Raw genomic sequence first — 12,684 nt, forward strand, 5'->3', positions numbered from 1 at the left:
GACCGCGACCGCCGTCACCGAGAACCCGGCCGGGCCGCCGCGACCGAACCCGGACGGCCCGGCCGCCGGTCGCAACGAGATGGGCACGATCAGCATCAGCGAGTCGGTGGTCGCCAAGCTGGCCGCCCAGGCCGCGGTGGAGATACCCGACGCCGGCGCGGCGGCGCCCCGGCTGCTCGGCCGGTCGCTGTCGGGCGCCGGCGGGCTCGGTGTCCGCGCGACCAGCCTCACCGGCCTGCCCAAGGCATCGGCCCATGTCGACGGTTCGATCGCGCTGATCCGACTGGAGATCAGTGTTCGCTGGCCGGCTTCGGTACCTGCCGTGACGGCAGCGGTCCGCGAACACGTCCGATCCAGGCTGGCGGAGCTGACCGGGCTGCACGTGCCCGAGGTGACCATCCAGGTCACCGACCTGGCGACCACCCTTGCCCAGCCGGCCCGCCGGGTACGTTGATCAGGGGGAGGAGCGAAGCTTGATGAGACTTGTCAACCGGCTGCTGGCCGCACTGCTGAGCCTTGCCCTGATCGCCGCCGGTGTTGTGGTCGCCGTCGAGGTGGTCGCGCAGCGGCTGGGCCGCGATCCCGCGGTCATCGACTGGCCGCACCTCTACGACTGGACCCGGCGGACCCCGTGGCAACAGGGCAGCGTCCGGGTGGCCTGCATCCTGCTGGCGGTTGCCGGGTTGCTGTTGCTGGCCGCCGAGTTGAAGCGCGGCAGGCCGAGCCGGCTCGCCGTGCGCTCGGAGACTACCGACGCCGCATACACCCGCCGCGGCGTTGCCGGCACGATCCGTTCGGCCGTCAGTGATATCGACGGCATCAACTCCGCCTCGGTGTCGGTGGGCCGGCGCAAGGTGAAGGTCGCGGCCACCACGGCCGGCCTGCAGCCGTTCACCGCCGAGAGCTTGCGCGAACCCACCATCGCCACCGCCCAGCAGCGCCTGGACACCCTGGAACTCCAGAACCCGCCGGCGCTGTCGGTCGAGGTAAGTACGAGGAGTCGCTGATGCATGCCGATCGCACCAACCGGGCCATGCTGATCCTGTTCGCCGTGGCGCTCATCGCGGCCGGCGTCGCCGGAGCGCTCGCGGGATTCGGGGCGTTCGGCCGGGCCACCAAGCATGAGGTGCTGGTGTCGGACCAGCTGAGCGACTACTTCGGCCGGCACGGTGACTGGCTCTGGCCGGTCATTGCCGCCGTCGCGGCGATCATCGCGCTGTTGGCGCTGCGGTGGTTGCTGGCGCTGCTGTTCTCCACCGACCGTGCCGGTGACCTGCCGCTGACCGGCGACCGCTCGGCCGGGCGTACCACGCTGTCCGCGGCGGCTCTGACCGATGCCGTGGCCGAAGAGATCGGCAGTTACCCCGGTGTGCACGCGGCCAAGGCTCGGCTGATCGGGGACCCGCTCGCTCCGACTCTGGTCATCACTGCCACCCTGGAGGAGAGCGCCGACCTGCCGGGACTGCGGCGGCGGATCGAGTCCAACGCGGTCCGGCATGCCCGGCAGGCGCTGGACGATCCTGGCCTGCCGGTACAGCTGGACCTGACGATGACCAGCCGGCAGGCGCAGCGAGCCGCCTGATCCCGGGTGAGAAGCACCCGGTAACGAAAACTTCGGATCGCCGCCTCCACAGCGGCCTCCGGTTTGACGGTGAGCCACCACCGATCCCCATAGCGTTCAACCAGTGGAAGTAACACCAAACATCGCGGACGTAGAGCTGCGTACCGCGCCGTTCGGCCCATCCGGGCGAGACCAATGAGGGAGCACTTTCATGATGGCACCAGAGCAGCTGCAGTCGATGATCGGCAAGAACGCCGTCGACACCAGCGGTGACAAGATCGGCCGCATCGGGCAGATCTATCTCGATGACGCCACCGGCGACCCGCAGTGGGTCACCGTCAGCACCGGCCTGTTCGGGACCAAGGAGTCGTTCGCGCCGCTGTACGGCTCGCGCGCCGAGGGCGACAACCTGGTTCTGACCGTGTCCAAGGCCATGGTCAAGGACGCGCCGAACGTCGAGAACGACGGGCACCTGGAGGAGTCCGAGGTGCAGGCGCTGTACCAGTACTACAGCGGGTACCTGGGCGACCAGGGCAGCATGGGCGGCACCGGCGATCAGGACTACGACTACGTCGACGAGGGCACGACCGGCCAGCAGGATCTGAGTGGCCAGGCCGGCGTGGTCGGGCACGACACCTCCGGCCCGACCACCGACGACGCCATGACGAGGTCCGAGGAGCGGGTCCGGGTCGGCACCCAGAACGTCGAAGCCGGCCGGGCTCGGCTGCGCAAGTACATCGTGACCGAGAACGTCAGCCAGACGGTGCCGGTGAGCCACGAGGAGGTACGCCTGGAGCGTGAGCCGATCACCGAAGGCAACGTGGGGCAGGCGATGTCCGGTGGTGACCTCACCGAGGAGGAGCACGAGGTGACCCTGCACGCCGAGCGCCCGGTGGTGGAGAAGGAGACCGTTCCGGTGGAGCGGGTCCGGCTGTCCACCGAGACGGTCACCTCCGAGGAGACCGTGTCCGAGCAGGTCCGCAAGGAGCAGATCGAGGACCCGCAGACCGAGATCCGCGGCGACCAGCGCTAACGCTGATCCGGGTGAGGGGCCGGCCTCCGTGTGGCCGGCCCCTCACCCGGGCACCCACCAGACCCCAAGGAGTGGATCATGCTCGGCCTTATCATCAGCTTGATCATCGTCGGCCTCATCGCCGGCGCGCTTGCCCGCCTGATCGTGCCGGGCAAGCAGGACCTGTCGATCCCCATGACGATCCTGATCGGCATCATCGGTTCGTTCGTCGGCGGCTTTCTCGGTTACCTGATCTTCCACAAGGATTCCCAGAACGGGTTCTTCCAACCGTCGGGCATCATCGGTTCGGTGATCGGGGCCGTCATCGTGTTGCTCATCTGGCTTCGGGTCGGCAACCGCTCGTCCGTCCGTCGCTGACGAGGCGCCGAGTGCCAGCCAGCCGATGCCGACGGTGGACGCCACCGTGCGAGGCGCATTCATAGTCGCCATCGAGTACCGCGGCGCCGACCTCGACCGGCAGGGCGGCGCGTGCCGGGTCGGGGTGCTGGAACACGCCTACGACGTGGAGACGGCAGCGCTGGCCACCCACCACGACCGGCCGCCGCGGATCGGCTTTCCGGAACCGGGCCGTGGCTGGGGCTCTGCGTCGCTGTGCCCGCGCTGTGCCGAGTGCCAGGCAGCGGTGGATGAACTGGTGGCCGCCTATGTCAGGAACAGTTTGGTCCGGCACCGCCCGGTGCGGTACTAACCGGTACCAACAGGACCGGCTCGGCGGGCAAGTGGCAGCAGAGCATCGAGTCCGATAGACATGAGGGGGCGCGCTCCGAGCCTTGAACAAGCAGGGATCCACGCTAAGCAGTCAGCGTCTCGGGGTGTCGTCGCACCGCGAACCACTGCCTCAGCCCTGCCGGCCTCAGCCCTGCCGGCCTCAGATCTGCCGGCCTCAGTTCTGCCGGCCTCAGTTCTGCCGGCCCAGCCCTGCCGGCCACAGCCCTGCCGGCCACAGCCCTGCCGGTGCGATGCCGGCCTGGCGTTACCGTCCTGAGTTCTGCCGACGTGATCCCCTGCGACGGCTCAGCGCGGCTACCGCCGCCACCAGGCCCCCGGCACCGGCCGCCAGCACGCCGTGATGGTGGGAGGCCCACAGTTGTGGATCCCGGTCCTTGGAGGTGTCGTCGAAGTCACCGTGCGCGCCGAAGTCCTGGCCCTCGCGACCGTCGGCGGGCCGCCACAGGTTGACCGGGGCATCGGAGGCCTGGGAGCGCTCGGTCTGCTGGGCCTTGTACCCGGTTCTGGCGAGGTAGCGGTCGAGCAGACCGGGGGCCACCGCGTTCGCCGCCAGCGTGCCCATGGTCGAGGAGCCCACCCAGTACTCCCGCCGCTTGGGATGGTCGGCCGCGAACAGCACCGCCCGGGCGGCGAATTCCGGTTGATAGATCGGCGGCACCGGCTGGGCATGGTGCGGCAGCCGGGACAGCACCCAGTCGAACTGCGGGGTGTTGACCGCGGGCATCTGCACCATGGTCACGTGGATGTTGCTCTTGTCGTGCAGCAGTTCACACCGCAGTGCCTCATGGAATCCCTGAATCGCGTGCTTGGCGCCGCAGTAGGCCGTCTGCAAGGGAATCCCGCGGTAGGCCAACGCCGAACCGACCTGAACGATGGTGCCGCGGTTGCGGGGCTTCATGTAGCCGAGCGCGGCCATGGTGGCGTAGACGTAGCCCAGGTAACTCACCTCGGTGACCCGGCGGAACTCGGCCGGTTTGATCTGGTCGAAGGGCGCGAAGACCGAGGTGAAGGCGCAGTTGACCCACACGTCGACGGGCCCGGCCTCCTCCTCGACGCGTGCGGCGGCGGCGAAGACCTGCTCCTCGTCAGCGACGTCGGTGGGCACGACCAGCGCTCGACCGCCGGCCCGCTCGACCTCGGCGGCAGCGCCTGCGAGCCCCGCCTCGCCGCGCGCCAGCAGCGCCACGGTGGCACCTCGGCGCGCGAAGGCGACTGCGCTCGCCCGTCCGATACCGCCGCTGGCTCCGGTGACGACGATGGTCTGCGCTTGCCTCGGCTGATTCACCAGACCGAGTCTGCCCGGATGGATAAGCTGCCGCAAATGCCGTCAGCCGGCTGGCGGCTCACTGACCCAGCAGCCGGCGAAGTGTGTCCGCGTTGCGAACGGCATTGCCGCCTCCGTCATTGTTGAAATACACGTAGACGTCCCGGCCATCCGCTTCCCACTCCCGGATGCGCTGGCACCACCAGCCGAGGTCGGCGTCGGAGTAGGACCCGCCGTAGAGATAGTGCTGATCCGGGCCGTGCATCCGGACGTAGACGAAATCCGCGGTGGCCCGCAGCACGCACGGCAGGTTGGCGCCGCTCATCACGCAGTACGCCGCCCGGTGGCGTTGCAGCAGCTCGAAGACGGCCTCGTCCTGCCAGCTGGGATGCCGGAATTCGACGGCGACCCGCATCCAGCCGGGCAGCTGGGCAAGGAAGTACTCCAGCCGGGCGTCGTCACGCTCGTGCCCCGGTGCCAGCTGGACCAGCAGCACGCCGCGGCGGGCGCCGAGTTCATGCCAACAGGTCGCCATCCGGGCTACCCATACTTCCGGCGCGTAGAGCCGCTTGCTGTGGGTCAGGCCACGGGAAGCCTTCACCGACAACTGGAAACCCGCTGGCAGCCGCGCCTGCCAGCCGGCGAACGTGCGGTTGGACGGCCAGCGGTAGAAGCTGGCGTTGAGCTCGGCGGTGCCGAACCGGCGGGTGTAGAGCTGAAGCCGCGAGGCCGGTGGGGTGCCGGGCGGGTACAGCACGCCGTCCCAGTGCGGATAGCTCCATCCGGAGGTGCCGACATGGACGGCCACCGGCCCTCCCAGCTCTCAGCAGAGATCGAGGTGTTGCCCTTGCACGGAAATCTTGCGTCATCACCCCGCGTGGCCGGTACGCGGGTCAGACCGCCGGACGAGGGCCGCCCGCTGTAGGGCCGCCCGCTGTAGGGCCGCCCGCTGTAAGGCCGCCCGCTGTAAGGTGGACCCGATGAATCCCGAGCCGCAGTCGCCGTCCGGCCAGGTGACTGTTTCCCCGGATCACACCTTCCCCCTCGATCACACCATGTTCAGCTGCTCGGCGCTGCACTGGGATGCCTCCTCGGGCGAGGTGGCGTTGGAATACGTGCTCTCCGGTGGCAGCGGCGAAGCGATCACGTTCACCGAACGGGTCCGGTTTCCGGCTCCGCCGCACGAGCCGAGCCAGCCCCGGCGCGAGGCATTCCACGCTGTGCTGAGATTGCTCCACGCGGTCGCCGGCGTCAGCTACTTCAAAGCCGCGGCGCCGCCGGCCATCGACCTCGCGGCGGCACGCTTCACCGCCGCCGAGCTGGCCTATCTCCGCGGCGTGTACCTGCACGGGATGCGCGAGTTCGCCTACCAGAACGACCTGCCGTCGGTGCTGGAAACCCGGTTCGTGGCCGCCGGCGCGGAGCCGGTCCCCGATCCCGATGCGCCGGCCGGATCGCCTTTGGCACCAGGCGCCTCGGATGCGAGGTGGCACTCCGGCGATGCCCGGCCACTGGTCCCGTGCGGCGGCGGCAAGGACTCGATCGTCAGCACCGAGGCGATGATCCGGTCCGGCCGCGATCCGGTCGCGTTCGCGGTGAACCCGAACCACATCATCGACAGCGTCGTCGCCACGTCCGGCTTGGAGCCGCTCACGGTGACCCGCAGGCTGGATCCCTACCTCTTCCAGTTGAACCGCTGGGGCGCCTACAACGGCCATGTCCCGGTGACCGCGGTCAACTCGCTGATCGCCGTGGCCTGCGCCATCCTGCACGGCCTGGGACCGGTGGTGATGTCCAACGAATCCTCGGCATCCTCGCCCAACCTGCGGTGGCGGGATGAGCCGGTGAATCACCAATGGTCCAAGAGCGCCGAGGCCGAGCAGGCCCTGCAGGCTGCCCTGCGCAGCCGGCTAGGGGTGGACGGGCTGTACTTCTCGTTGCTGCGCCACCTCAACGAGATGCAGATCGCCCAGCTGTTCTGCCGCACCACCGCCTACGACGACGTGCTGACCAGTTGCAACAATGCCTACACGATCGACCGCCCGGCGACCCGGCGCTGGTGCCGCGACTGCCCCAAGTGCCGTTTCGTGTTCCTGGCGCTGGCACCCTTCGCCGGTGTCGAGCGGATGGTCAGGATCTTCGGCGCCAACCTCCTCGAGGACGAGGCCCAAGTCCCCGGCTACCGCGCGCTGCTGGGGATCGGAACCTTCAAGCCGTTCGAATGTGTCGGTGAGATCGAGGAATCCCAGGCCGCGGTGGTCCGGCTCGCCGAACTCCCGCCGTGGCGCGAGACCGCGGTGATCAGGCAGTTGCTTCCCGAGGTCAACCCCGGACTTCCGTCCTGGTCGGAGGTTCTGGGCAGGCGCGGACCCAGCTATGCGCCGGACAGCTTTCTGAGGTCGCTGGACGCCTTGGCCGGCGAACCGACCAGTTCCTAGACCCAACAGCCCGACACCGACTGGGCAAACCTCCCCCGGCTAAGGTGAGGTTCGGGCGATGGCTTCGGCGAACACCCGAGAGCGGTGCTCGAAGTTGTCGAACCGGCCATAGCTCGGCGCCGCCGGCGACAGCAGCACCACACCGCCGGCTGGGGTGTGCCGTCGTGCCAGCACGACCGCCGCGGTGAGATCCTCGGCGGTCAACCTCAGCAGCGTCGGCACGTCCTCGAGCGCTTGGAGAATTCGCCGACCGCTGTCCGGAATGCCGATGACGGTGGCCGCGATCCCTGCCTCGAGCAGGTAATCCCGCAGTGGAGCGTAGTCCACGCCCCGGTCCTGACCGCCCAGTATCACCGTCAGCGGCCGGTGGGCGTAGGCCTCGATGGCGTGGACGGCCGACTCGGGGATCGTGGAGATCGAGTCGTCGACGAACGTGATTCCCGACGGATCCTCGATGGGGGTGAGCCGGTGCCGCAGCGGGGCGAAGCTCGCCAAGCCGGCGGCCAGCAACTCCCGCTGCGCCAGGCAGTCCACCCCGGCGGCATGCAACGCCCCCAGCGCGGCGCACAGGTTGCTTTCATTGTGCCGGCCGACCAAAGGCAGCGCGGCACGGGGAAACAGCGGCTCGGCGGCGAGGTGGAACCACGGCTGGTCACCCGGTCCCCGGGCCACGTGGAAGCTGCTCTCACCGCCTACCGGCATCACCGGCAGGTTGGGACCGAAGCTCCGCACCTCGGTGACCAGCCGAGGATCGCCGGCGTTGAACACCACACGCTCGGGACCGTGCGCGATGAGATTCAGCTTGTCCCGGTAGTACTCCCGCTCACCGCCGCTCCAGTCCAGGTGCTCCGGGTACAGCGAGGTGAGCACCGCCGTCCGCGGTGAGTCGTCCAGATCGGCGCACTGGTACATCGACAGCTCCAGCACGTACAACTCGCTGTCGGGCAGGGCCAGTGCGGCGGTGCCGATGTTGCCGCCGAGCACGTTGGGCCGGCCCACCGCCGTCAGCAAGTGGTGGATCAGCGTGGCGGTGGTGCTCTTGCCCTTGCTGCCGGTCACGCCGATGGTTCGGGCGGCGTTGTCGGCCATCCACAGTGCCGTACCGCCGGTGACCCGCACGCCACGCGAGCGAGCCTCGATCAGCCAGGGGTGCGTCTGCGCGACGCCGGGTGAACGCACCAGCACATGCGCGCGCAGGATAGCGGCGTGCGCATCGGCTCCGGTGTGCAGCGGAACCCGACCAGCCACCTCCGACCAGCCGGTGCCGGCGGCCAGGAAGTTCTCCTGGTCCTGCACCGCGACGAGCTCGGCCGGCCCGGCCGCGGCGATCGCCTTGACCGCCGCGGCTGCCTCCCGGCCGGTCCCCCAGACCACGACCCGGCGGCCGCGCAGTTCTGTCAGCTTCACCCGGGCTCCCGTCCGATCGGCCAGCCAACTCTAGCCCGGGTTCGGGCGACTCCCGGGACGACGGGTTACCGGGCCTGCTAGTTCAGCGGCGGCACCGCCAGCTGGGCAAGCTCGAGGGCCTGCTCGCCGAACCAGGCACCGGCTGCCGGGTCGGTGATGCCGCCCCATTCCGGGTCGACGGTGCTACCGGGGACACCCCGGTTGCACTGCCCGTCGGACTGGCCGGGTGTCTTGATCCAGAGGTAGGCATCCAGCAGCGGGTAGGCAGCCGGCTGCGGTGCGGCCTCCGGGCGGGCGCCCAGGCCACGGCCGGGCGGGTTGCACCAGGTCTGCGGGTCCGGATAGCTGGCAGTCGGCGTCCACGGGCCACGGCCGTTTCGGCTGGTGTCGATCACGAAGTGCGCGGTGGGCGCCGTGCCGGCGAGGATGCTCGCGTACCGGGAGTTGATGCCGGCGGTGTTGAGCGCCGGGTCGGCGGCGGTGTCGCTCCACTCGCCGTTGGGGTCCAGTGCCACTCCGGTCCAGTTGTTCGCCGGGCCGCCGCTCCAGTACTGGTTGCCGCAGCCGCCGAAGTCACCGGGATTGACCGTGGTGGTGTAGGCGATGCATTCCGACACCCAGGTGCCGTACTGCTCGAGGTTCGCGGTGTACTGGTAATTGGAGACGTTCAGCGAGAATCCCTGCACGTCGTTGACGCCGGCCTGCTCCAGGCGCGAGGCGATGTCGCCCACCGAGTGCCAGGCGCTGTGCCCCGCATCGAGGTACACCAGGGCCCGCGGATCGGCCTGCCGGATCGCGGCACCCGCGTATCGGATGTCGGCGATCCGGCCGGCGGTCAGCGCCGCGACGTCCTGGCCTGGGTAGGCGGCCGGGCAGTCGCTGGGCAGGTTGGCCAGGCCGTCGGGCTCGACGATGACGATCACGCGCTGGTCCTTGGCCAGTCCGGCGGCGACACCGTCCACCCAGGCGCGGTAGGCAGCATCACTGCCGGCGCCGCCGGAGGAGTACTGCGAGCAGTCCCGGCCGGGAACGTTGTAGATCACCAGGGTGGGGACGGTCTTCTTGCCCGCGGCTTGCTGGGCGACCTGGCGAACCTGCTGTTGCACCTGCTTCGGGGTGCCGCCGGTGAACCAGACGGCCTGCGGTGTCCGCACCTCGGCGCGGATCAGCGCGGCGTCAGCCTTGTCACCGTTGCTGGTCAGCTCGGCGATCTGGCGTACCGCGTCGTGAGTGGGTGCCGGTGTGTAGAACCGGGTGCCCGCCGGGAGCGGATTCTGCTCGCTCGCCGAGGCTGCTGACACGGTAGCCAGCTGGCCGGCTATCACCACGGTGACGGCGGCCAGAAGATGACCGCCGCCACGAGAAAGGATTCTGTTCAACATCGGGCTCCTAGGAAAGGGACCGTCGGCAGCTGGGACCGCGATTGCGCCGCCGGAGGGAGCAGGCACGCCATCACCCGGCCGAGTGCCGTGCCGGTGTGAGAGCGCTCTCATGACATCTCTCAGGATGCAACCCGGCGAGCAAAAAGGCAACCCCTCCAAGAGCGGGGAGCCGGTTGGCCAGGAGCGGGTTGCGATCTGCTTCGAGCGCTCAGCCCTCGGTCATCCCGCAGGCCCGCGCGATGAGCTCGAAGGAGCGGTACCGCGCCGCGGGGTCGTGCACCATTGCGGTGATCATCAGCTCGTCGGCGCCGGTGCGCGCCCGCAGCTTGGCCAGGTCCTTGCGCACCGTGGCCGCATCGCCAAGCACCATGGTGGAGCGCCGCGGGTCGACCAGCTCTCGCTCCTGCGGCGTGTACGGGTACGCCGCCGCCTCCTCGGGGCTCGGTACCGGCCCGGGCTTGCCGCGCCGCATCAGCACCATCAGCAGCGCAGCCGACCCGGACAACCACTGCGCCTGCTCGGTCGTGTCGGCGGCGATGGCCGCGACGCTGATCAGCGCGTACGGCTTGTCCAGGTAGGCCGATGGCTGGAAGCTCCTGCGGTAAAGCTGCAGTGCGGGGACCGTGCTCTTCGCGCTGAAGTGGTGCGCGAAGGCGAGCGGCAGCCCGAGCGTCCCGGCCAGTTTCGCGCTGGCCTCGGACGAGCCGAGCAACCAGATCGGCGGCCGCCCGCCCTCCGGCGCCACCGAACTGCCCGGCACCGCCCGGATCGTGGCGCTGCGATGCCCCGCCGGGAACTCGTCGTCGAGATAGTCGGCCAGCTCGGCGACCTGCTGCGGGAACAGGTTCACCGAGTCCTGCGGCCGGCCGAGCGCCGAGACGGTGGCCGCATTCGTCGCCCGCCCGAGGCCCAGGTCGATCCGGCCCGGGTGCAGCGCGTGCAGCATGCCGAACTGCTCGGCCACGATCAGCGGCGCATGGTTGGGCAACATCACCCCGCCGGCCCCGAGCCGGATCGTCCGGGTGACCGCACCGAGATGGGCCAGGAGCACCGCCGGCGCGGAACTGGCTATCGCAGGCATGCCGTGGTGCTCGGCCACCCAGAACCGGTGGTAGCCCCACGCCTCGGCGCGCTGCGCCAGACCGGTGGTCGTGGCCAGCGCCTCGCTCGGACTCTGGCCCACGCCCATCGTGGCCAGGTCCAGGATCGACAGTGGCATCTGGGCCCGGCCGCGCGCCGATCCGCGGATCTGGCCCGCCATGGTCCCCGCTGCCGGGTCAGTCGCCCGAGTCGTTGCTGCCACGTCGTCCTCCGTCGGCTGCCACGTCGCTCACCTTAGGGCCGCGCGCTGCTGACCCGGCCAACCGCGCCGAACACACGCCGAATGGCACGCCCAGTCGGAAAGACCGACCGGACGTGCCATGTCAGCGGACACGAACGGGTTCAGCGGCGGTGCTCCATCCGGTCGATCTGATCGATCAGGGCCGGGACGAACTTCGCGGCGTCGATCGTGCCCCAACCGGTGTCGAGGTCATAGCCGGGGCCGGCCTTGTAGCCGGTCACGCCGCCGAGGCTGTTGTCGCCCTCGGTGATCGGCACGATGCCGGTGCTCGTGTCGCCGTGCTCGCTGCGGTAGCCGAGCTGGTACAGCGCCGGATTGACCAGACCGAGCCGGCGGCCGGCCATCTGGTCGGCTATCGCGATGATCGCGGAGAACTCGGCCGTCGCGCCGCCGGTGCCGTCGAAGATGTTCCAGCCGGCCGCGGGGTTCCCGCCCCAGGCGCTGGCGTCGAAGGACGTGTAGATCCAGGAGCCGCCGTTGACCGCTCCGCTTCCCGAGATGTCCGGGATACCCCGCCGGTTGCCCACCACCGACGACACACCGGCCTGGTAGGAGGGCGCCTTGAAGAGGTCGGAGAGGCCGCCGGAGCCGGCCCCGCCGAAGTCGCTGTTCCAGCCGGTCGGCGACGCGAGGGTCTGGCCGGCGTCGTTGAGGTAGAACTCGGCGCCGCCGACCGCGGTCACCAGCGGATCAGTGGCCGGCCACAGGACCGAGGGCCGCTTGTAGAGGTGACCGCTGGCGTCGAACTCGGTCACGCCGTAGTCGCCGGCCGGCGCGGTGTTGGTCACGTGGTGGGCGTCGGAGGACAGCAGCGCGTAGCGCAGCTTCTGCAGGCCGCTGAAGGTGTCGCCGCCCGGGAAGGTGTCCTCGGCAGTGCTGAACATCTGCTGGAAGATGTCGCCGACACCCTCCTCGACCATGATCTGCTCAGCCCGCATGCCCTCCGGGATCCCGACCTGCGGCACGCTGATGTCGTCCTTCGCGCCGACCTGGGCGATGATGATCTTGGCGCCGGGGGCGATGGAGTGTGCCAGCTCGACCTGCCAGGTGATGCCTGCGGCCGACATGACGTGCATGAAATCGTGCGGATTGTAGGTGGGCATCGGGGCGAACTGCCTGAACTCCAGCTTGGTGTCGGGCAGGCCGAACTGGCGGTCGTAGACGTCCAGGTCGTGCTGGAGGGTCGGCGAACTGTAGGGAATCAGCATCACGATGGTCTTGCCGGTGCCGTCCAAGCCCTTGCGCAGGAGTGGGCCCACGTTGTAAGCGGCCTGCAGCTGATTGGCTCCATAGCAGTCGATCCCGTACGCGGCCCGGCATTGCGAGGTGGAAAGCGGAGCGGGCAGCAGGGTGAAGTTGGGGCCGTTGGAAATGTGGAACGGCGGCACGGTCGGCGTGGTGTCGGCGTGTGACTCCGGCGCGGCGGTCCAGGCCGCAGCCAGCATGGCGGACGCGGCGGCGATGGTGACGGGAATGGTTCGGCGGCGTGAAATTCGGTGCATGACGCTCCTTCTGGCTGGTGCAGATG

Annotated in this window: 13 protein-coding genes; 7 read left to right on the forward strand and 6 right to left on the reverse strand. The window is 69.6% G+C overall.

Annotation, left to right across the window (positions count from 1 at the left end):
- From VF542_RS02970 to VF542_RS02995, 6 genes are all read left to right on the forward strand, one after another.
- Positions 1-454: Asp23/Gls24 family envelope stress response protein (locus VF542_RS02970; RefSeq protein WP_408650219.1), on the forward strand; the 454-nt coding region annotated here is incomplete at its 5' end.
- A gap of 22 nt (positions 455-476) precedes the next feature.
- Positions 477-1,007: a DUF6286 domain-containing protein gene (locus tag VF542_RS02975; RefSeq protein WP_408650220.1), complete on the forward strand. Its 531-nt coding sequence runs from the start codon at positions 477-479 to the stop codon at positions 1,005-1,007.
- Positions 1,007-1,582 carry an alkaline shock response membrane anchor protein AmaP gene (amaP, locus tag VF542_RS02980; RefSeq protein WP_408650221.1) on the forward strand — a complete coding sequence of 192 codons (576 nt, stop codon included), beginning with the start codon at positions 1,007-1,009 and terminating at the stop codon, positions 1,580-1,582. The genes VF542_RS02975 and amaP overlap by 1 nt, the downstream gene beginning before the upstream one ends.
- A 190-nt stretch (positions 1,583-1,772) precedes the next feature.
- On the forward strand, positions 1,773-2,594 hold the full coding sequence (locus VF542_RS02985) for a DUF2382 domain-containing protein (protein ID WP_408650222.1): 822 nt from the start codon (positions 1,773-1,775) through the stop codon (positions 2,592-2,594).
- A 78-nt stretch (positions 2,595-2,672) separates the two neighbouring features.
- Positions 2,673-2,951 carry a GlsB/YeaQ/YmgE family stress response membrane protein gene (locus VF542_RS02990; protein WP_408650223.1) on the forward strand — a complete coding sequence of 93 codons (279 nt, stop codon included), beginning with the start codon at positions 2,673-2,675 and terminating at the stop codon, positions 2,949-2,951.
- A 46-nt stretch (positions 2,952-2,997) separates the two neighbouring features.
- A complete protein-coding gene (locus VF542_RS02995) occupies positions 2,998-3,282 on the forward strand; it encodes a hypothetical protein (RefSeq protein WP_408650224.1) in 285 nt (94 codons plus the stop codon).
- A 285-nt stretch (positions 3,283-3,567) separates the two neighbouring features.
- Here the strand turns inward: VF542_RS02995 and VF542_RS03000 are convergent, their stop codons facing one another.
- Both VF542_RS03000 and VF542_RS03005 read right to left on the reverse strand, forming a co-directional pair.
- Positions 3,568-4,608: an SDR family oxidoreductase gene (locus VF542_RS03000; protein ID WP_408650225.1), complete on the reverse strand. Its 1,041-nt coding sequence runs from the start codon at positions 4,606-4,608 to the stop codon at positions 3,568-3,570.
- Between the two features lie 58 nt (positions 4,609-4,666).
- Positions 4,667-5,395: a DUF72 domain-containing protein gene (locus VF542_RS03005; protein ID WP_408650226.1), complete on the reverse strand. Its 729-nt coding sequence runs from the start codon at positions 5,393-5,395 to the stop codon at positions 4,667-4,669.
- Between the two features lie 247 nt (positions 5,396-5,642).
- Here VF542_RS03005 and VF542_RS03010 point away from each other — a divergent pair, with 247 nt between their 5' ends.
- On the forward strand, positions 5,643-7,025 hold the full coding sequence (locus VF542_RS03010; RefSeq protein ID WP_408650243.1) for a hypothetical protein: 1,383 nt from the start codon (positions 5,643-5,645) through the stop codon (positions 7,023-7,025).
- A gap of 39 nt (positions 7,026-7,064) precedes the next feature.
- Here VF542_RS03010 and murD read toward each other — a convergent pair whose 3' ends face one another.
- From murD to VF542_RS03030, 4 genes are all read right to left on the reverse strand, one after another.
- Positions 7,065-8,432, reverse strand: a complete 1,368-nt coding sequence (gene murD / locus VF542_RS03015; protein WP_408650227.1) for a UDP-N-acetylmuramoyl-L-alanine--D-glutamate ligase — start codon at positions 8,430-8,432, stop codon at positions 7,065-7,067.
- 77 nt (positions 8,433-8,509) lie between these two features.
- Positions 8,510-9,814 (reverse strand): glycoside hydrolase family 6 protein, encoded by a 1,305-nt coding sequence (locus VF542_RS03020; RefSeq protein ID WP_408650228.1) that lies wholly within the window; start codon positions 9,812-9,814, stop codon positions 8,510-8,512.
- A 208-nt stretch (positions 9,815-10,022) separates the two neighbouring features.
- A complete protein-coding gene (locus VF542_RS03025) occupies positions 10,023-11,075 on the reverse strand; it encodes an LLM class flavin-dependent oxidoreductase (protein ID WP_408650244.1) in 1,053 nt (350 codons plus the stop codon).
- Between the two features lie 182 nt (positions 11,076-11,257).
- Positions 11,258-12,658 carry a S53 family peptidase gene (locus VF542_RS03030; protein WP_408650229.1) on the reverse strand — a complete coding sequence of 467 codons (1,401 nt, stop codon included), beginning with the start codon at positions 12,656-12,658 and terminating at the stop codon, positions 11,258-11,260.
- Positions 12,659-12,684: the final 26 nt, after the last annotated feature.

The organism is Jatrophihabitans sp., from assembly GCF_036389215.1.
Lineage (GTDB): Bacteria > Actinomycetota > Actinomycetes > Mycobacteriales > Jatrophihabitantaceae > Jatrophihabitans_A.

Excerpts from the sequence above, each read along its gene's own strand:
- amaP (WP_408650221.1), top strand. The coding sequence starts at position 1,007 with ATGCATGCCGATCGCACCAACCGGGCCATGCTGATCCTGTTCGCCGTG.
- VF542_RS03030 (WP_408650229.1), bottom strand. The coding sequence starts at position 12,658 with ATGCACCGAATTTCACGCCGCCGAACCATTCCCGTCACCATCGCCGCC.
- VF542_RS02985 (WP_408650222.1), top strand. The coding sequence starts at position 1,773 with ATGATGGCACCAGAGCAGCTGCAGTCGATGATCGGCAAGAACGCCGTC.
- VF542_RS02990 (WP_408650223.1), top strand. The coding sequence starts at position 2,673 with ATGCTCGGCCTTATCATCAGCTTGATCATCGTCGGCCTCATCGCCGGC.
- VF542_RS02975 (WP_408650220.1), top strand. The coding sequence starts at position 477 with ATGAGACTTGTCAACCGGCTGCTGGCCGCACTGCTGAGCCTTGCCCTG.
- VF542_RS03020 (WP_408650228.1), bottom strand. The coding sequence starts at position 9,814 with ATGTTGAACAGAATCCTTTCTCGTGGCGGCGGTCATCTTCTGGCCGCC.
- VF542_RS03010 (WP_408650243.1), top strand. The coding sequence starts at position 5,643 with ATGTTCAGCTGCTCGGCGCTGCACTGGGATGCCTCCTCGGGCGAGGTG.
- VF542_RS03025 (WP_408650244.1), bottom strand. The coding sequence starts at position 11,075 with ATGGCGGGCCAGATCCGCGGATCGGCGCGCGGCCGGGCCCAGATGCCA.